The organism is Adlercreutzia sp., from assembly GCF_056795635.1.
Window position 1 is genome coordinate 42506 of the sequence record NZ_JBQIIT010000006.1, and the last position, 18729, is coordinate 61234.

Consider the following 18729-nt stretch of genomic DNA (forward strand, 5'->3'; position numbering starts at 1 on the left):
CATGGCGATCCAATGGCCCCTTGTCCTGTTCTCCCTGCTGGCCGGCGGTGCCGGCGGCCTGCTCGCCCTTGCCGGCCTCTCCGAGCTTTTGGGCGGCTCGCGCACCGTGCGCCGTCGTGCCTCGTGGACGGCACTCGTGCTGCTCGTGGTGGGCGGCCTCGCCTCGGTGGCGCACCTGGCGTCGCCCTTGAACGCCATCAGCGCCGTGACAAACCTGCTGTCATTCTCGGGCATCTCCATTGAACTGATGCTCTTGGGCGCGAACTTCATCGTGGGTGCCGTATACCTGGTGCTCACCCGCGAGGGCGACGGCAGCACGGCGGCGAAGGTGTTCGCGGTGCTGGCCGTGGTGTGCGGCATCGCCATCGGATTCTTCTGCGGCCACGGCTATGTCATCGACGCCCAGCCCACGTGGAACACCGAGACGCTGCCCTTGGCCTACCTGGGTACGGCCTTGGCCCTGGGCGCATTTCTGTACGCGCTGGTGGCCGGACTGACGAAGAAGCCGGCCGGTGCCGAGGTCGCGAGGGCCGACAGCTCTGACGGCGCCCCTGCGGCGACGGTTGTCGCGAGCGAGCTGGGCGGCAAGCTGTGGCTCGCCGTGCTGGTGTGCTGCGCCTTGGACGCCGTGGGCATCGTGGCCTACGGGCTGTTCCTCGGCTTCGACGCCGCCGGGGCCCACGGTGCCCTGTTCTGGGGCGGTTGCGTGGTCGTCGGCGTGGCCGGCGTGCTGGCCTGCGGCGTTGCCGGCATGACGGCCGCGGCGACGAAGGCCCCGGTGCCCCTGGCCGCCGTGGGCGCGGTCTGCGCCTTCGTGGGCGGCATCGCCCTGCGTATGCTCATGTGGGCAGCAGCCACCGGCTACCTCGACCTGTTCTCCCACACCGTTCCCAGCGTCATGCTGAACCTGTAGCGCATTCCCTCTCTTTTCCGGCGGCGGGAGGCTTTCCTCCTTCCTGCTTCCCGCCGCCGCCCCTCCTCATCCACTCGTCATCTAAGGAGCTTGCCATGAACGACGACACCCGCGCCGAGGCCATCGCGCTGTGCGAGAGCCGCGCCGGCCTCTACCGCCTGATCGCCACGCTGTACTTCCAGCCGCTCTCCCAGGAGCAGATCGACGCCCTGGCCGCAAGCGATATCGCGGACGCGGCGTCGGAAGAGGGCTCCCCCTTCGCCATCGCCTACGCCGATTTGTCCAAAGCGTTGCGCCTGCGCCATTCCGGCACGAAGGAAACGCTGGCCGCCGACTACACCGGCGCCTTCTACGGCATCCGTACCGTGAGCGGCCGCACCGCCCAGCCGTTCCAGTCCCTGTTCGAGGCGAACGCCCTGGGACTCATGGGCGAGGCCCGCAGCGAGGTGTACCGCACGCTGAAGGCCCATGCCCTGCGCGTGCCCGCAGGTGCCGACCTGCCGGAAGACCACCTGTCGTTCATCTGCGAGTACCTGGCCTTCCTGTGCGACGAGACCGCAGCAACCCTTCGCGAGCAACGCGACGAGGATGCCACCTCGCTGATCCGGGACCAGCGGGCCTTCTTCGAAACGCACGTCGCCTCCTGGTTTCCCACCTTCCACGCCATCGCCGACCAGATCGTGGAGACCCGCTTCTACCGCGGCGTCCTCAACCTGACAGAGGCCTTCATCGCCGAAGAGGCCGCCATGCTCGATGATCTCGAGCGGCTACTCAGCTGAGTCCGAACGCTGGTCTCGCGGATCGCGACCGCCGCCCGGACCTCCCATGCCGTGGGCGCCCATGCCGCCCACGGTGTTGCTCGGGGTGGTGGAGGCGGTGAATTCCGTGGCAGTACCGTTCACGATGACCTGGTAGGTGCCCCCTTCGGTGAAGTCGGGAGACGACACCACGGCGCATTGGAAGGCCTTGGGGACGGTGTACTCGGCGAGAGTCGCGCCCGAGGCGTCGGCGATGGTCAGGGTGTCGCTGGCCGCGCCGCTCACGGCCACGAGGGCGAAGGGCTGGGTGCCCTCGGTGAAGGTCTCGGCCATGCCCGTGGAACCGGCGAGGATGACGGTGCCGCCCGTTACCGTGGCGCCGTACTCGTAGTCGAGGGCGCTGTCGCCGCCGCCAGCCGAGCCGTTGGCGAACACGGTGCCGCCGTTGATTTCCACGTACCCGTTGGAATCGAGCCCGTCGCCGCCGGCATCGATGGTTACCTTCCCGCCGTTGATCTGGATGAGGCAGTCCTCACTGGCATTAGACGCCATCGGGCCGCCGGCACCGCCGCCCATGCCGCCGGGGCCGCCGAAGCCACCTTCGGGCATCTGACCCTCTTCCGCGCCTTCGGGAAGTTCGGGGCGCTCGCCGCTGGCGGGATCGAAGCCCTCAGGGGGTTCGGGCATGGTGCCGTTCTCACCCGTCGGGGGCTGGGGCTGCTGGCCGTCGGCGCCCGTGGGAGGCTCGGGCATCTGCCCCTCTTCCATACCCTCGGGCAACGCCGGGGGCTCGCCGACGCCATCGCCCGGAGTGTCCTGCTCTCCGCCGGCCGCGGTGTCGCCGCCGGTTTTGCCATCCGCAGCGGTCGCCTCCACCGTGCCTTCGGTCTCGTCCGAGCGCTCGGCCACAGCGGCGTTGATGCCGTCGTCGCTGGCCACGATATTCAACGCGCCGTCGTTGACGATCACCTTCTCGGCCTCGATGCCCTCATCGCATCCGGTCACGTTCAGCGTGCCGCCGTCCATGGTGAAGCGGGTCTCGGGGTTCATGCCCTTGCCGCCGGCTTCCACGGTGAAGTCGCCGCCGGTCATGGCCGCCTCCACTTCCGAGCGGAATGCGTGGTCGTCGGCGTTCACCGTGCCCTCGCCCCCGGCGATGCGCAGGTAGGTAGCGGCCTGCACGCCGTCGTCCTGCACGTTCAGCGCAAAGGTGCCGCCATCGATGGCCACGAACCCGCGCGTGGGATCCTCGTCGTTGCTCGACTGGATGCCGTCCTCCCCCGCCGTCACCGTAAACGTGCCGTCGGCGATCTTCACGCAGTCCTTCCCGCGCAAGCCGTCCTCCTTGGCCGTCACGGCGATGGCGCCGCCCGTCACCACCAGGTCGTCCTTGGAGTTCACGCCGTGGCGGTAGTTGCCTTCCACGGTGAGAGCGCCCGTGCCGTTGATGGTGAGGTCGGCCTTGGAGAACAGAGCCGCGTTCGGCTCGTCCTCCCCTTCGGCCAGAGCGTAATCGGCCCCATCGGCCAGCGTGTTCTGGGTGCCCTCGGCCAGGGTCACGAACACCTTGTCCGCTTGCTGAATGTTCAGGGCCGCGCCGTCGGCGTTGCGAACGGAAGCGCCGGCCAGCACCACCTGCACCTTGTCCTGGTCGCTGGCGTTCACCACCACCTCGCCGTCGGCCAGCTCGCCGGACACCACGTAGGTGCCCGCGGCGAAAATAGCAACCGTGGAGCCGTCAACGGAGGCGCCTTCGCCCGTCACCGTGGCCCCGTCGCCCGTCAGCTCGATGGTGGTAGCGGAGGCGGCGTCGTAGGAAGCGTCCTTGTCGCGATCAGAATAGTCAAAGTCCATCCCGTCGATGTCGATGAGCGCATCCCAGTCGACGGCTTCCGCACCACTATCGGTCGCGGACGTATCCTGCTTCTGAGCGTCATCGCCAGCGACAGCCGCATCGTCGCCGTAGTTCCCGCCCGCACATCCCGTCAGTGCCAACGCTCCCGTCAGCGCCACAGCCACCGCCCCGCGACCCCAAGCCCGCCGTCGAGCAGCTACCTGATCCAATAAGCTATTCTTCACCATGTTCAATTCCTTTTCCATTCGTGCATTTCAACCAGGGAAACCGTTCCAGGCGGCTTCCGGATGTGCGGTTTCGGCGACCTCTGAGCGCCCCACGGAGAACGCGGCCCATAAGAAGCAGATTCCACTTCAGCAGCAACGATGCTGGGATAGTACCGGCAGATGTGCGTCATCTTCTCTGCTTCTTCTGCCGCGTTCGCAGTGGGATCAGCGCTCAGCGGGCGACGAAACCGCGCATCCGGAAGCCGCCCCGGCAGACTTACAACGTTTCCCGACCCTGGGGCATAACCCCGAGGGAAATCTTCAAGTTCCCGTTCAGGCACCGCAACTCGTCGATGAGGGCCTTCTCCAGCCCCGGCTCCTGCAGCCGCAGAACGTAAGTGAGCTGGAAGAGGCTGCCCATGTTGGTGGTGGTCACCTCGATCAGCTCGGCCTCGGTGGTATAGCGGCCGAGCACTTCGTCGAAGACACCGTCGTATTCCAAGTCTTCCGGGATGGTGATTTTCAGCATCTTGCCCGGTTCGCGCGGCCGGCCGAAGGGGGTGAGCACGAACAGCAGGTTCACCAGGGCCACCACCGCGGTGAACAGCACCGCGAGTCCCAGAAAGCCCATGCCCGTAGCCAGGCCCACGGCCATGGCCAGAAACACGCTGCCGATGTCCTTCGCCGAGCCGGGAATGGAGCGGAACCGCACGAGGTTGAACACGCCCATGACGGCGATGCCCGCGCCGAGGTTGCCGTTCACCAGGGTGATGACCATCTGCACAATGAGCGGCAGCAGGGCCAGCGTGACCACGAAGTTCTTCGTATAGCTGTGGCGGAACATGTACACAGCCGCGCAGATGGCACCGAGCACCACCGAGAAACCGCAGCACAGCAGGAAGTCGGCGGCGGATACCGCCCCCACGAGGGATTCGGCCGTGCCGAACACGGAGCTGAACGTTGCATCGAACATGGAAATCCTTTCTCTAGGCGAACTTGCGGGGCTGCGGCGCGACAGGCGGCGTGCAGCAGCAGTAGGCCTGGCCGTACTTGGTGAACGAGGCCGGGTAGATGCGGTGGGCCGAAAGGACTGTCACAAGCCAGGGTGGGTAGGGGCCGGCGCTCTTGATCTCCAGGATGGCCTCATCGGGCGCGATGATCGGCACCCACGGGGCCTCCAACTGGTGACAGTCGAGATACGCCAGCCCGTCGTCGAAGGTGAGGCGCAGACCCGGATCGAAGGCGGCCTGTCGGGCTGCATCGGAGACAGAGCGCAGAATCGGGTCGAAGGGGCCAGTCGCTTCGATTCCACGGTTCCCTTCTGCCCCGCCCTCCCCTTCGGATGCCGCGGCCGCAGCATAGGACCAGGCCTCGCGGTCGCAGGCGATGCCCATGGAGGGTGCGAGCGGCAGCCAGCGGTCCATGGCGGCCGTCAGTTCCCGGGCGATCTGACGGGCACCGGGGGCGAGGCCGTCCTCCCCGGAGCCGTCGGTCACGGGCCAGCAGGCCCAAGCCTGCTCGTAGGGCAAGCCGCTCACGAAGGCCAGGGCCGCTGGCAGCGTGAGGGCCAGGCGCCGCTTGTACACGATGCCCTTGAACTTCTTCTTGATGCCGAAGAACACCGTCGGCGCAGCGCTCAAGCCCGCCGTCGCCAGGGCCGCGGCCACTCGCGCCTCCACTTCAGCATCTGCCAAGGGCGCGCCGCCGACTTCCCGTCTCATCGGCCCGGCGCCAGCTTCAGGCCGCACCCCTTCCGCGCCGCTAGCCCCGCACCGCACTCCTTCCACGCCGTCAACCCCGTGCCCCATCGGCCCCGCGCCGAACGCAGCCATCAGCGCCACGCCAGCCGCCTCGCCGTAGGCCCGCAGGCGCAGTTTCTCCTTGTAGAGGGGCTTTTCCACGGACCGGGCGATCATGGCCCGCTCGGGCGTGTCCAGATACAGGCTCGTGATGCGCGTGCGGCCGTAGGCGTCCACGGCCAAGGGGCCGCCTTCCCGGGCAGCCGCCTCCATCGCGCGACGCTCGGCCGCCCCGAGACGGTACTTCTTTTCCACGCGCTTGAACACGCACTGGTAATCGGCCATGGGCACCTCCGTTCGCTCTTTGCCGGCGGCCATCATAGGGGGACTTCCTGAAAAGTCCCTGAAGCAGGGCGGTCCTTTCAGCTTGCTTTCAGCCACGGCGTTACAATGGAGACCGCGGCAAAACGGCCCGGCCTAAGGAGAAGGAGCCCCATGCACATACTGGTGGTGGAAGACGACGTGCGCCTCGCCGAGGCGCTGGCCCGCATCCTGGAGGACAACGGCTACACCGTGGACGCGGTCCACGACGGCCAGGCCGGCATCGACTACGGCGCGACGGGCATCTACGACGTCATCATCCTGGACGTCATGCTGCCGAAGGCCGACGGCTTCACCGTGGCCCAGCACCTGCGGCGCGCCCACGTGAGCACGCCCATCCTGCTGCTCACGGCCCGCGATGCCACGGCCGACAAGATCGCCGGGCTCGATTCGGGCGCCGACGACTACATGACCAAGCCCTTCTCCCCGGCCGAGCTCATGGCCCATTTGCGGGCCCTCACCCGCCGCCAGGGCGACGTGGTCTTCGAGACCCTGACCGCGGGCGACCTCACCCTGAACCTGGAGAGCCTCGATCTCGGCTGCGGAGAAGCCGCCGTGCGCCTGAGCCAGAAGGAATTCGCCATCGCCCGCATTTTGCTGGGCTCGCCCGGGGCGGTCATCTCGAAGGAGGCGCTCATCACCCGGGCCTGGGGACCCGATTCCAGCGCCAGCGACAACAATGTGGAAGCCTACATCTCCTTTTTGCGGAAGAAGATCGCCCACGTGGGATCGACAGCCAAGATCGAGACCATCCGCAGCGTCGGCTATCGCTTCGCCGAGGGCGGCGCCTCGTGAGCGATGGCACTTCCACAACGGCAGCGAAGGGGGCGAAAAGGGCAAATGCGCTGGCCGGAATGGGCCCGGCACTGGGCGCTCACGCCAGGGCGGCCGGCCCTGGCGGTGCGACGACCCCGCCTTTGCTGCGCGGCCTGCGGGCGAAGTTCATCGCCTTGAACATGGGTCTGGCCGCCCTGGTGCTGGCCGGCTCCTTCACGGCCATCTGCTACATGGACTACCGCAGCGACGTGGACGAGACCTACCGCACCCTCGCCCAGGCCCTGAGCCCCGCGGGCCGCCGGGCCCAACTGGTTCCCGACCGCCACCCCCTCACGCCCCCCGACGAGAACGGGCCCGCGGACGAGGGCACCTTCACGCCCCCGGAGATCGGCGGCGAGCCCCAGGGGGCGCCGGACAGCCCCGTGCCCACGGCCGTGTACCATTGGGAGGACGGCCTTATCCAGCCGCTGTTGGAACAGTCGAGCGCCGCCGTACCCGAGGCAGTGCTGCCCGAAGCGATGCAAGCCGCTCTCATGGCACCGGGCACCCACGGCTACCTAGAGGAGCAGCGCCTGTTCTTCTCGAAGCGGGAAGCGGGGCCCGGATGGCTCGTGGCCTTTGCCGGCGGCGGGGCGGCGAGCGCCTGGCAGGGGCTCGCCTGGGGACTCGCGGGCATCGGCGTGATGGCCCTTGGGCTGTTGTTCCTGCTCAACCTGCGATTCTCTCGCTGGGCCCTCGGACCGGTGCAGCGGGCCTGGAACCAGCAGCAGCAATTCATTGCCGATGCGTCCCACGAGCTGAAGACGCCCCTCACGGTGATCCTCGCGAACAATGCCATCCTGCGGCGGCGGGGCGGCGATACCGTGGCCAGCCAGATGCAATGGGTGGAAAGCACCCAGGTGGAGGCCGAGCGCATGCAGGCCCTCGTAGCCGATATGCTCGATCTGGCCCGCCCCGCCACCGAAGAGGCCACGGGCGACGAGGCCCCGCTGGTGAATCTCAGCCGCCTCGTGGAAGGGGAAGCGCTCTCCTTCGAGGCCGTGGCCTTCGAGCGCGCCATCACCTGGGAGTGCACCGTGGCCGCGGGCATCTCGGTGCGCGGAAACAGCGCGCGCCTCGAGCGGCTCGTGGCCGTGCTGCTGGACAACGCCTGCAAGTACACCGAGCCCGGGGGCACCGTGGCCATCGGCCTCGGCATCGAACCGGGCGAGGCCGTGCTCGCTGTGCGCAACAGCGGCGAGCCCATCCCGCCGGAGGACCTGCCGCACCTGTTCGACCGCTTCTACCGAGCCGATAAGGCCCGCACCCACGGCGCGGCCGGACCGGCCGACGGCTACGGCCTCGGGCTCGCCATCGCCCAAGACATCGCCCGGGCCCATCGCGGCACCCTCGCCGCCGCGAGCGCCGCCGAAGCGGGCACCACCTTCACCCTGCGCCTCCCCTTGGCCTAGGCTTGCGCCCCGGTTCCTCCCCTCCCCATCTTCCCCAACTGCCTGCCGCCCATGCAGCCCGGTTCCCACGCGCCCCGTGGCCGCCATGCAAAAAGCCCCCGAGCCATGAAGAGGATAGAGGCTCGGGGGCGGGGTAGGACAACTGCCAAATGACCGATGTTAACTCGTCCAAATTGACGATATTAAATCTGCCAAATGACCGATGTTATTATTGCCAAATGACCGAAATTATCGTAAACTTCCTGATTATTAGGAGGTTCCCATGCTTGAATACTATCCTCGCGTTGCTGACTCCCTCCTCGATTTCAAGCTGCAATCGAGCGGAGCCGTGCTCATCCGAGGGCCCAAATGGTGCGGTAAGTCGACGACTGCCGAGCAGAGGGCCCGAAGCTCCGTCTTCATGCAAGATCGCCAAACAAGTGCCCAGAACAGAGAGCTTGCCAAAAACGCTCCCTCCCTCCTGCTGGCCGGCCCCACCCCTCGGCTCATCGATGAATGGCAAGTGATTCCCTTCATTTGGGATCAAATTCGCTTCGAGGTGGATCAGCGCGACGAGAACGGACAGTTCATACTCACTGGCTCAGCCACACCGCTCTCCGATCCGGAAGGCGACGAACCTCATCCCTACGAGCACAGCGGCATAGGACGCATAAACCCCCTGACTATGAGAACCATGTCGCTATTCGAATCTCGCGACGGCAACGGCAGCGTTTCCCTAGCGGACCTGTTCCGCGAAAACGGAGCGATAGCCGCCCAATGCGACCTGACACTGGAAGACTACGCCTATCTCACCTGTCGCGGCGGGTGGCCCCGCGCCCTCGATCTGGATCGAGAGGTCGCCCTCGAACAGGCCTTTGTGTTCTACGATGGCCTCGTTCACGAGGATATCAACCGAATCTTTCGGCGAACAAAGAACCCCGAGCGCATCAAGCGCTTCATGCGCTCCTACTCCCGTGCCGTCGCCACTGAGACCTCGCTGGCCGAAATCCGCAAGGACATGGCAGCCAACGACGAGGCGACGCTGAGTGACGAGACCATCTCGCTCTACATCTCTGCGTTGGAAAAATTGTTCGTCATCGAGAATCTTCCCGCGTGGAATCCGAATCTGCGGTCGAAAACCGCCGTGCGAACATCGGCGACGAAGCATTTCGTCGACCCATCCATTGCCTGCGCCGCCCTCGGTCTTGGACCCCGCGATCTCATCAACGACCTCGCGACCTTCGGACTGCTCTTCGAATCCCTCTGCGTGCGAGACCTGCGCGTCTACGCCGAGAGCCTCAACGGTCAGATATACCATTACCGCGACAAAAGGGGCCGCGAGGCCGATGCGGTCATCCACCTGAGAGACGGAAGCTGGGCGCCGGTCGAAGTAAAGCTGGCCAGCCAAGAGCACATTGAGGAGGCAGCGCAGAACCTACTCCGTTTCGCTGCCGATATTGACACCGACAGGATGAAGCCCCCGAGCTTCCTCGCAGTCGTCACCGCCACCGGCTATGCCTATCGTCGCTCCGACAGCGTCTACGTCATCCCCCTCGGCTGCTTGCGCCCGTAAGAACCCATCCATGGATTTTAGACGATGAGAAGAAGATCGCGCCATTATATACTTCGCTCGCCCATCAGGGCAGGTGAAACAAAAGCCCCCGAGCCATGAAGAGGATAGAGGCTCGGGGGCGGGGTAGGACGGCTGCCGAAAAGTTGCAGGGAGAGTGGCGGCCGTCTACCTCTCGAAAATGTCGCCGTTGAAATCGAGGCGGAAGGTGTCGAGAATCTGATGGGGGTTGTCGCTGAGGCTGACGGGGCGGGGCGTCATGGCGTAGCGATGGGCATCGCCATCCACGAGGCCGGCCGTGCGCACCTCGTCGAGAACCGTGATGGCATCGGCGGGGCAAATGTCCGCACAGCTGCCGCACTTCACGCAGTCGGCGGGGCGATGGACGACCCCGAGCGCGCCATCGGCCTCGTCGAACTTCTCGATAGCGCCAGTGGGGCAGAACGTGGCGCACATACGGCAGGAAACGCACTTCGTGCCGTCGATAACCACGGTGCCCCACAGGCGGCACGCTATCGATGAAGTTGCTGGTTCGCCCAAGGCGGCCAGGGCATCGAGCAGGCGCTCGCGCCGATCGGGAACGAAATGGGGCAGGGTGCCGTCCTTCATGACATGCAGGGAATGGGACGCGACCTTGCGGCTGTGACCCGAATTCCAGAAGAAGCGCAGACCCGGACCCACCGTGGTATCGGCCGCCTCGGCCTCCGGGGATGAGAGGGATACCGGGCCGCGACCGGCCTCGCGGGGGCTGGCGGCGGAAGCGGGTTCGCTGGGGGCAGCCGAATCGCCGGCAGCCAGCTCGGCATCAGCCGCGATATCGCCGCCGGACTCGCCAGGGCCGTCGGCCGCAGCGCCCCCTTCGCACACCACCGGCGCGCAGGCGCGGCCGTCGGCGAAGAAGTCGTCGCGGGCCCGGGCCGCAGCAGCAGCCGTGACGCCCTCGGCCAGCAGAAACTGCGGCACCTCGTCGGTCACCCGCACGGTCAGGGAAGCGCCCCAGGCATCCAGCAGGGTCTGGGCCGTCTCAGCCACGAGCACGGCCGTCGCGGCTCCATGGCGCTGGGCGCACCGGTCGCACCGACCGCAGAGCACGGTAGCTTCCCGCACCCCGCGGGCCGCCAGCGTACACAGAAGCGACTCGTCCACGCGCCCAGCGCACACCACGGGAACCACGGCGGCGCTATCCACAAGACCATCCAGCGCCTCCAGGGCCAGCCCGCAGCCCACAACTACCCGCCCGTCGCGCGCGGCATTCAGGCAGGCGCCGACCAACTCGGCATCACTCGGGTTCAGGGATTCCAAGGCGCAGGTGGGACACACCGTCGCGCAGGTACCGCAACCGACGCACTGGGCCGCATCGATCACCAGCTCGCCCTCTACCAGGGCAATGCAGCCCGAGGTGCAGGCAGCGGCGCATTTCAGGCACTCCACATTGCGGTTGCGCACCTTAGCGCAGCGCTCGCGATGAACGCGAATGGCCGTGCTATCCACGGCCGTAAAGGCGGCACCCACATGACGGTGGGCCGCCGCATCGATCTTCTCAACCATAGTTGCTCCTCTTCAAAGGCGGTCGAGCCTCTCCCAAAGCCCTTCCGCACCAACAACTAAAGCAATATCTCTTACGTCGGGCTCCGGCGGCCGCCCTCGCCGACCTCTGCTCGCCCTGCACTCTGCTCAAAATGATATCGCGCAGGCGGCCCGCGGCATCGGCGCGAGCCGCCCCAAGTTCCTAGTCCAGCTTCGGTTCCAAATCCTCCAGAGCCGGATCGGCCTCCACGACGGTGCCCTTCGCCTTCTTCCCCGCCAGCAGCGGCATGGTGATGGCACGCGTGGGGCAGGCATCCACGCAGGCGCGGCAGCGGGTGCAGTCGGCCATGGTGAGCTCGCCGAAATCGGGATGGCGCAGGTTGATGTCGAACTGGCACACCTCGGCGCACTTGCTGCACGAGGCGCCCTTGGCCGTCTCCAGGCACTTCTCGTCGTTGATGGTCGGCACGAAGGTGCGCGAGAAGCGGCCCACCAGGTTCATGAGAGCCGACAGCGGGCAGAAGCGCGTGCACCACTTCCGCAGAAACACGATCTCGATGATGAGCATGGCCGGGATGAGGACAATGCCGATGGTGGCATCGCCCGCCGAGAAGGCCCGCCACAGCACAAGCACCGTGGCGAAGGTGAGGCCCACGGGGCACACGAGGCAGAACACCGGGAAGCCGAACACGGCCGTGGACAGAAGCGCGCCACCGAGCACCGCATGGCGGGAGTCCAGCTTACCGTGCTTGAGGGGCTGGCACTTGCCGCAGGCACCGCAGGCGTGGGCCGTCGATCCGTCCTTCGCCGGCTTCAGGCCGTCCAGCTCCTGCTGGGAAATGGCCTTGATCTCGGCATTCTTCTGCTCGGCCAGGGCCTTGCGCTTCTTAGGCGAGCGGAAGTAGTCGCGGATGCGGTAGATGAGGGTGGTGGGGCACAGCCACGCGCAGAAGGCGCGGCCCACGAGCAGCACGAGGGCCGCCATGATGACGAGCGAGATGACCGCCCGGGGAATCATGGTCTTCGTGGCGATCATGGTGCCGAGGGCGCCCAGGGGGCACAGCGCCGCGATGGTGTCCCAGCCGAAGCCGGACAGGGTGCCGGTGCTCACGCCGGCCACCAGGCCGATGGTCATCACGCCGAACACCGCGGCGGCAATGAGGGTGCGGAGGTTCTTGGTCTTCATGGGTGCGTCCTCCCTACGCCTGGATGGGGCGAACCACGATGGCCCGCTCGCTGGACTTGATGGAACCCGACGACAGCGACAGACACACGGCCTGGCACGCGCCGCAGCCGTTGCACCGGTCTTCGATGACGTAGGGAATGGGGTTCGCGCCGCCCTCGTCCTTCAGCTCGATGGCGCCGTACTTGCAGGCATCGTAGCAGTCGCGGCAGCCGGTGAGGCGGTAGGCCAGGCAGGTGCGCGGGTCAATTTCAGCCGTGCCGATGATGATGTCGCCCGTCTCGCCGGTCTCGGGGTTGCCCACGGTGTAGGAGGCCGGAAGCTCCAGGGCCTCGGTGGGGCACACGGCCACGCACATGGGGTTGCCGCCGTTCTCCTCGTAGCAGAAGTCGCAGTAGTTCCCCGTGTTGAAATCGAGCATGGGGCTGCGCATGCCGAGCAGGCCGTCCTCGATCTTCGCGGGCACGATCACCTTGCGCGGGCACGCCTCGTAGCAGCGCTCGCAGCGGATGCAGCCCGACACCAGATGCGCCTCGTCGGTGCCTCCAGGAGGCCGGTTCACCGGGTTGTGGCCCGCATAGCGCAGGCCGCCCAGACCCAGCAGGGCCACCGTGGACCCCACGCCGATGAACAGTCCGCGGCGCGAGATGCCGCCGCGCTCGGTGCGCTTGGGCTCAGCGGCGCCGTCCCCGGGCACCGCCGTCGCTTCGTTCTTCTCCTCAGCCATGGCTTCTCCTCTTCACTCTCGCTCAAATGGCTTCAAAATCGAGGTTGTGCCACCGCCCCAGGCCGCCGCCGGGGCAATTCCCCGCGCCAAGTGCTCATTTTCGCCGCTTTCGCTACCGAAACGGGCGCCGTGGCAGCAGTTGCGCCTCGAAAGCGTCGCGCAACCTCGATTTTCAAGCCATTTCCGAAACTACATGACCCCTCCCCTGGGGAAGGCGCCGCCCGCGCGCCGCATTGCCCCTCGGGAAGGGGCCGCTATCAGGCGGGAAAGCGAGGCGGGCCGGTGCGTTGCCTGCGGGGCTTGTCCGGTAAGAAAAGCCCGCCTCGCTCAGGTTCCTCAAAGGGCGGCCCGTCGACCAGAACGGGCCGCCTCCGTTACGCTAGTTCGCCCACTGGAACTGGATGAGGGCGTTCACGGCCACTTCGTAGAGCAGCACGCGCCACACGATGGTGCCGATGATGGCGCACGCGATGGCGATCACGGCGGCCACAAGCACCTTGTCGGCGGCGATCTTGCCGGTCATCGCCAGGAAGGAGACGATGGCCGGGGCCACGCACCCGATGACGATGGCGCCGAGCCAGAAGGCCACGGCATGCTCGCCGGTCATGATGGCGCCGGTCACGGCAGCCTCAGCGCCGCGCATGGGCACATCGGGCAGGGTCGGGTCGAAGTAGTACTCCATGGTGGTGTAGGACTCGCCCATACCGGAAATGGCCACGGCGTAGATCACGGTCACGATGGCCACGCACACGGTGCCGATGAAGGCCAGGGTGCTGGACAGCTTCACCGCGTCCTCAGCCTTGGTGGCGCCGGCGATGATCATGGCGGCCAGACCGCCGAGCATCACCGTGGCGGCCACGTAGTAGACCGGCAGCAGCATGGTGTCCCACACCGGGATGGCGGCCATGAGGTAGGAGTCGCCCGTCGCGAACGGCAGGGCCACGGACACCACGATGGCCAGGATGGCGCACCACTTCGGGGCAATACCCTCCTCGGCGCGGCGCATCATGAGGAAGTACAGCACCACGGCGATACCGAAGATGATCACGAAGATCAGCTCAATGGTGATGCCGGAGGTGATGTGGCCGAAGCCGTTCAGCATGCGCAGGGGGTTCTCCAGGTGGAAGAACACCGCCAGGCCGCCCACGGCCAAAGCCACGATGGCGCTCGCGCAGGAGGCCAGCTGCATGGCCTTGCCCTTGCCCGCCAGGGTCAGGACGCCCTGGACGAGGAAGATGCCGGAGGCCAGGCAGTTAAAGAACGTGAAGAGAATCAAGGGCCATTGGATTTCCATCGGTTGTTACTCCCTCCACTTGCGGCCCTCGCGCAACAGGTACATGATCTTGGGATCGTTGCCCTTGTTGGTGAGGTGGTGAATATCGTTCTCGGTGAAGGCCTCCACGTAGTCCTTCAGCTTCACGCGAGTCTTGGTCATCTCGTCGTACTGGCAGCCGGGGCTGTCGGGATGGGCCGGGCCCTCGAAGTTCTCGACGCCGGCGTCCAGATCGCCGAAGAAGCGGGCGCGGGCGCCGCACTGGGCCACGCACTGGGGCAGCTCGCCCTGGGAGATACGCTGCTCGCACAGGGTGCACTTCTCCACGACGCGCTCCTCCTCATTGAGGTAGCGCACGCCGTAGGGGCAGGCCATGGCGCAGAACTGGCAGCCGATGCACTTGTCCTTGTCGATCTGGATGGTGCCGTCGGCGGCCACATGGGACGCCTCGGTCGGGCACACCTTCACGCACTCGGGGTTGGCGCAGTGCTGGCACTGCACGGGGAGGAAGTACATCTCCACGTCCGGGAAGGTGCCGGAGCCGCCCTCGGTGGGGTGCGGGCCGACGCGCAAAGTCTTGATCCAGAAGTTGCCCACGTCGACGCCGTTGATGGCCTTGCACGCCACGGTGCAGGCGAGGCAACCGGTGCAACGGTTCAGGTCGGTGATGATCGCGTAATTCGCCACGGTTCTTCCTCCTTTCTATTCCTTGATGAGGCTGATAGTCTGCAGGCCCTTGGCATCGGCGCTCGCATAGGTGAGCTCCACCTTCGAGTCGGCCAGACGCGGGTCGTTGGCCAGCCATTCCTTCAGACGCGGGTCGTTGGCGTTGGTGATGGCCTCGTTGCCCCACGGATCGCACGGCACGGGGTTGCCGAACGGCGAGTTCTCCTCGGTGGCCTTGTAGACGACCATCGGGTTGCCGCGCAGCTGGGAAGCGCCGCAGATCCAGCACTGGGCGTACTTGTCCATGGTGCAGTTGATGCCGACGAGCTCGAAGCCGTGGGCGGCGTGGTCCATCTCGGGGTACCACCAGGCGTGGTTGGCGTTGGTGGTGCCTTCCTTGATGCCGTAGTACAGGTCGACCACCTCGCGGATGGCGCCCCAGGGGGTGCGCACCCAGACCCAGTCGCCCTGCTCCAGGCCGAGGCGGGCGGCGTCCTTCGGGTTCATCTCGAAGCGCGGGGACGGCCACAGCTCGCGGCACCAGGGCAGCTGACGGTGCTCGGAGTGGAAGTAGACGGGCTGGCGGGCACCGGAGGTGCAGATGAAGGTGGCCTCCGGGTTGTCCTTCACAGCCTGCTTGTAGGCCTCGAGGTTGTCGGTGGAGCCGTCATCGGTGGCCTGGCCCGTGCCCACGCCGGGCAGGGCGTGGTAGGGCTTGTTCAGGTAGCCCTCGCTGTTGTAGGAGGCGCTGTCCACCAGGCTCGCGTCGTACCACTCGGGCGCCTGGACGCGGGAGTTCTTCGCCTCGAACCAGTGCGGGAACTTGTCGATGTCCGGGATGTCGCCGGCGTAGGCGGCGCGATCCGGCGAGCATACCTCGGCAAAGGTCTTGGTCTCGTCGCCGATGTAGGACTCGGCGATGGTGGACCAGATCTCCACCTTGCCGGTGGGGGTGCCGAAGGCGCACTTCTCGTCCACGGCGGCGTACAGGTTGTAGCCGGCCTGCTGGCGACGGTAGCCCATCTCCCAGCGACGGTAGGTGCCCCAGCGCTCGGGATGCCACTTGCGGCAGTCGAACCAGCCCTCTTCCTGGAACTTCGCCGCGTACTGCGGGAAGTCGGGGCCGTCGGGGAACTCCTCGATCTTCCACCAGTCGGTGGCGTCCTTGAGCACGCGGTACTCCTGCTCCTCGTAGCCCACGGAACCGCCGTTCTGGATGAAGTCGTGGTAGTCGAGGTTCAGCCACTCGTCGTACTCGGGGTCGCGGTCGTTGAACGGCACGCCCATGGCCTTGTGCAGGCACACGACGAAGGTCGGGTCGAAGACCACGTCACCGATGGGCTCCACGCAGCGCTGGCCGGCACCGAAGATGCCGCCGGCGCCCTGGGACACACGGCCGGTGTTGGTCTCGAGCCAGTGGGTGCAGGCGAACACGTAGTCGGCGCAGCCGTTGTTCGGGCAGGACCACAGGTTGATGTCCACCCAGAAGTCCAGCTGGGTCAGGGCGTCCCACGCCTCCAGCAGGTTCGACTGGTTCATGAAGTCGCCGGACATGCAGATGCCGCCGTAAATCTTGTAGGGAGAGTCGATCTCGCGCACGGCGTCCCAGATGGAGCTGGCGTCCGACCAGCTGTTCCAGAAGCGCAGCAGCGGGAAGCGCTCGGCGGAAATCTGGTCCTCGTTGGTCTCGAAGGGCGTCTTCAGGCCGGGGAAGGCACGGGAGGACTTGTAGTTGCCGCCCTTGCGCTCGGCGATCCAGCGGGCCTCCTCGGCCGTGGGCACCTTGCCGCCGTAGCGCTCCACCAGCGGGGACTTCTCGTCGATGAGGTACTGCACGAAGTTCTGGATCAGCGGGATCTGGTCCTCAATGGTCAAGTCGCGCGGCGTGTTGCCGAGCTCCATGGTGCCGATGCCCTCGCGGATGCCCCAGTCGACGGGCTCGTGATCGGTCACCAGCATGTTGGCGCGGCCGGCGCAGCCGTCAACCTGGGCCTTGGAGGAGCCGCGGTTGCCGGCGGGCTCGTCGGAGTTGCCGGTGATGCAAGCGATGATCTGCAGGGCGCGGGTGTTCTGCACCGCGTGACCCGTCTGGTCGGGAGCCAGCTGGTAGTGGATGCCGCCGTTGCCGTGCAGGGGGTTCAGGCGCGTGGTGTAGGTGCGCACAGCCTCCTCGATCTTGTCGGCGGGCACCTCGGTGATCTGGGACACGTTCTCGAGGGTGTACTCCTCCAGGTTGTGCTCCCACTCCTGCCACACGGACTTGGCCTCGATCATCCGACCGTCAGCGAGCTTCACCTGCACGCCGTCGGGCCACAGCTCCGGGTCCTTCGGCAGGCCCTTGGGGTTGGACTTGGCGCCCTTCTCGTTGCCCTCGCCGGTCCAGTAGGCGTCGTAGGCCGGGTCGGCCGGGTCGGCGAACTTGGAGGGGTCGGGCAGCCAGGCATCGGCGATGATGGGCTTGTAGGGGTGCTCGATCCAGGTACCGGTGGTCGGGATCTTGTGCTTCTCGCCCTCCCACTGGCACTCCTCGGCGTCCCAGTAGGTCGGCTTCTCGTTGGCCGCGTCCCAGCAGATGAAGCGGCGGTAGGAGTACTCGGCCGGAGCCGGCTCCCAGAACTGGGACACCCACTCGCGATCGAGGTCGGCCTCAGTGAGAAGACGGCTGGTCATGTGGATGCCGCCGTTCATCTCGAAGAAGTAGCCCTTGTAGTTCTTGCCGTCGGCCTCGGGGTTGTACAGGAACGGGCCGTTGGACCAGCGCTTCACGAAGTTCTTGTCGTAGGCGTCGTTGTCCACGATCCACTTCAGCCAGCCCAGAGACAGCGCCAGGTCGGTGCCGACGCGGATGGGCAGCCAGATGTCGGCCTCCTTGCCCAGCGGGCTCATGCGGGGGTCAACGAGGATGTGCTTGTAGGCGCGCTGGGAGCAGTCCACCACGGTACGGTTCGTGGAGTCGTAGTTGGAGTACTCGGACGCGGTGCCCCACTGCACGTACACGATGGGGCCCTGCTCCACCTCCATCCAGGGCGAGCCCTTCTCATCGGTGAGCACGCCGCCGAAGTGACGGGGGCCCTTGCAGATCTCGTAGGCGGAGTGGAAGTTGTGGGTGCCGAGCACCGACTTCAGCGTGCCATAGGGAGGCTGCGCCCACACGCGGGACGTGCCGCCCATGGTGAACAGCGCCTTGCCGCCGCCGAACTTCTCCTTGATCTCGTTGAACTTCGCGCCCACGGCGTCGAGCGCCTCGGCGAAGCCCACGCGCACCCAACCGGGATCGTCCTCGCCCTTGGGATTGGTGCGCTTCATGGTGTAGCGCAGACGATCGGGATGGTACAGCGCCAGCATGGACGACTGCGACTTGGCGCAGCAGTGACCGCGGCTATGCGCGTTGGACTCGTCACCTTCCACCTTGATGACCTTGTTGTCCTGGACCGTGACCCACACACCGCACTCAACCTTGCCGCAAGCACGGCAGCAGGAGCGGATGCGCTTGACCTCACCAGCTGATTCGTCGACACCCTCGGCCAAGGCCGTCGAGGGCACGGCGGCGAAGCTCAGCGTGCTCGCGGCGCCCGTCACGGCAGCGGCCTTCAGGAAGCTGCGACGCGTCAGTGAAAGTTTAGCCATGGGTCCTCCTCTCTCTTACTCGTTTGATTTCCAACAAAACACCGGCGGCGGCCGGTTGGGTGCGGCGCCTTCCAGGAGGGGTCGGTCGGCGCTGGCC

14 protein-coding genes are annotated in these 18729 nt (G+C 66.5%); 5 read left to right on the top strand and 9 right to left on the bottom strand.

Annotation, left to right across the window (positions count from 1 at the left end):
- Position 1 precedes the first annotated feature (1 nt).
- Both ACTOXK_RS05280 and ACTOXK_RS05285 read left to right on the top strand, forming a co-directional pair.
- On the top strand, positions 2-913 hold the full coding sequence (locus tag ACTOXK_RS05280; RefSeq protein WP_482279869.1) for a dimethyl sulfoxide reductase anchor subunit family protein: 912 nt from the start codon (positions 2-4) through the stop codon (positions 911-913).
- A 95-nt stretch (positions 914-1008) separates the two neighbouring features.
- Positions 1009-1692: a TorD/DmsD family molecular chaperone gene (locus tag ACTOXK_RS05285; RefSeq protein WP_482277026.1), complete on the top strand. Its 684-nt coding sequence runs from the start codon at positions 1009-1011 to the stop codon at positions 1690-1692.
- On the opposite strand, the gene ACTOXK_RS05290 is transcribed toward ACTOXK_RS05285, so the two are convergent.
- The 3 genes from ACTOXK_RS05290 to ACTOXK_RS05300 all read right to left on the bottom strand — a co-directional run bounded on the left by ACTOXK_RS05290 (position 1681) and on the right by ACTOXK_RS05300 (position 5816).
- Complete coding sequence (locus tag ACTOXK_RS05290) at positions 1681-3753, bottom strand: carbohydrate-binding domain-containing protein (protein ID WP_482277025.1); 2073 nt, start codon at positions 3751-3753, stop codon at positions 1681-1683. The two genes, ACTOXK_RS05285 and ACTOXK_RS05290, sit on opposite strands and share 12 nt — an antisense overlap.
- A 256-nt stretch (positions 3754-4009) precedes the next feature.
- Complete coding sequence (locus tag ACTOXK_RS05295) at positions 4010-4705, bottom strand: DUF4956 domain-containing protein (protein ID WP_482277024.1); 696 nt, start codon at positions 4703-4705, stop codon at positions 4010-4012.
- A gap of 13 nt (positions 4706-4718) precedes the next feature.
- Positions 4719-5816: a VTC domain-containing protein gene (locus ACTOXK_RS05300; protein ID WP_482277023.1), complete on the bottom strand. Its 1098-nt coding sequence runs from the start codon at positions 5814-5816 to the stop codon at positions 4719-4721.
- A gap of 150 nt (positions 5817-5966) precedes the next feature.
- On the opposite strand from ACTOXK_RS05300, the gene ACTOXK_RS05305 reads away from it, so the two are divergent.
- From ACTOXK_RS05305 to ACTOXK_RS05315, 3 genes are all read left to right on the top strand, one after another.
- Positions 5967-6647: a response regulator transcription factor gene (locus ACTOXK_RS05305; protein WP_482277022.1), complete on the top strand. Its 681-nt coding sequence runs from the start codon at positions 5967-5969 to the stop codon at positions 6645-6647.
- Positions 6648-6706: 59 nt separating this feature from the next.
- Entirely contained in the window at positions 6707-8080 is a 1374-nt protein-coding gene (locus ACTOXK_RS05310; RefSeq protein ID WP_482277021.1) for a sensor histidine kinase, read from the top strand.
- 262 nt (positions 8081-8342) lie between these two features.
- The gene (locus ACTOXK_RS05315) at positions 8343-9632 is read left to right on the top strand and encodes an ATP-binding protein (RefSeq protein ID WP_482277020.1); all 1290 of its coding nucleotides are present in this window, start codon (positions 8343-8345) and stop codon (positions 9630-9632) included.
- A gap of 165 nt (positions 9633-9797) precedes the next feature.
- On the opposite strand, the gene ACTOXK_RS05320 is transcribed toward ACTOXK_RS05315, so the two are convergent.
- The 6 genes from ACTOXK_RS05320 to ACTOXK_RS05345 form a co-directional block, all read right to left on the bottom strand.
- Entirely contained in the window at positions 9798-11177 is a 1380-nt protein-coding gene (locus ACTOXK_RS05320; RefSeq protein WP_482277019.1) for a 4Fe-4S binding protein, read from the bottom strand.
- 181 nt (positions 11178-11358) lie between these two features.
- Entirely contained in the window at positions 11359-12342 is a 984-nt protein-coding gene (locus tag ACTOXK_RS05325; RefSeq protein WP_482277018.1) for a 4Fe-4S binding protein, read from the bottom strand.
- Between the two features lie 13 nt (positions 12343-12355).
- Complete coding sequence (locus ACTOXK_RS05330) at positions 12356-13066, bottom strand: 4Fe-4S dicluster domain-containing protein (protein ID WP_482277017.1); 711 nt, start codon at positions 13064-13066, stop codon at positions 12356-12358.
- Positions 13067-13445: 379 nt separating this feature from the next.
- Complete coding sequence (locus ACTOXK_RS05335; RefSeq protein ID WP_482277016.1) at positions 13446-14360, bottom strand: dimethyl sulfoxide reductase anchor subunit family protein; 915 nt, start codon at positions 14358-14360, stop codon at positions 13446-13448.
- Positions 14361-14366: 6 nt separating this feature from the next.
- Positions 14367-15026, bottom strand: a complete 660-nt coding sequence (locus ACTOXK_RS05340) for a 4Fe-4S dicluster domain-containing protein (RefSeq protein ID WP_482277015.1) — start codon at positions 15024-15026, stop codon at positions 14367-14369.
- Positions 15027-15041: 15 nt separating this feature from the next.
- Positions 15042-18632, bottom strand: coding sequence for a molybdopterin dinucleotide binding domain-containing protein (locus ACTOXK_RS05345; protein ID WP_482277014.1), 3591 nt, complete (start codon positions 18630-18632; stop codon positions 15042-15044).
- Between the last annotated feature and the right edge of the window lie 97 nt (positions 18633-18729).

Excerpts from the sequence above, each read along its gene's own strand:
- ACTOXK_RS05280 (WP_482279869.1), top strand. The coding sequence starts at position 2 with ATGGCGATCCAATGGCCCCTTGTCCTGTTCTCCCTGCTGGCCGGCGGT.
- ACTOXK_RS05285 (WP_482277026.1), top strand. The coding sequence starts at position 1,009 with ATGAACGACGACACCCGCGCCGAGGCCATCGCGCTGTGCGAGAGCCGC.
- ACTOXK_RS05290 (WP_482277025.1), bottom strand. The coding sequence starts at position 3,753 with ATGGTGAAGAATAGCTTATTGGATCAGGTAGCTGCTCGACGGCGGGCT.
- ACTOXK_RS05295 (WP_482277024.1), bottom strand. The coding sequence starts at position 4,705 with ATGTTCGATGCAACGTTCAGCTCCGTGTTCGGCACGGCCGAATCCCTC.
- ACTOXK_RS05300 (WP_482277023.1), bottom strand. The coding sequence starts at position 5,816 with ATGGCCGATTACCAGTGCGTGTTCAAGCGCGTGGAAAAGAAGTACCGT.
- ACTOXK_RS05305 (WP_482277022.1), top strand. The coding sequence starts at position 5,967 with ATGCACATACTGGTGGTGGAAGACGACGTGCGCCTCGCCGAGGCGCTG.
- ACTOXK_RS05310 (WP_482277021.1), top strand. The coding sequence starts at position 6,707 with ATGGGCCCGGCACTGGGCGCTCACGCCAGGGCGGCCGGCCCTGGCGGT.
- ACTOXK_RS05315 (WP_482277020.1), top strand. The coding sequence starts at position 8,343 with ATGCTTGAATACTATCCTCGCGTTGCTGACTCCCTCCTCGATTTCAAG.
- ACTOXK_RS05320 (WP_482277019.1), bottom strand. The coding sequence starts at position 11,177 with ATGGTTGAGAAGATCGATGCGGCGGCCCACCGTCATGTGGGTGCCGCC.
- ACTOXK_RS05325 (WP_482277018.1), bottom strand. The coding sequence starts at position 12,342 with ATGAAGACCAAGAACCTCCGCACCCTCATTGCCGCCGCGGTGTTCGGC.
- ACTOXK_RS05330 (WP_482277017.1), bottom strand. The coding sequence starts at position 13,066 with ATGGCTGAGGAGAAGAACGAAGCGACGGCGGTGCCCGGGGACGGCGCC.
- ACTOXK_RS05335 (WP_482277016.1), bottom strand. The coding sequence starts at position 14,360 with ATGGAAATCCAATGGCCCTTGATTCTCTTCACGTTCTTTAACTGCCTG.
- ACTOXK_RS05345 (WP_482277014.1), bottom strand. The coding sequence starts at position 18,632 with ATGGCTAAACTTTCACTGACGCGTCGCAGCTTCCTGAAGGCCGCTGCC.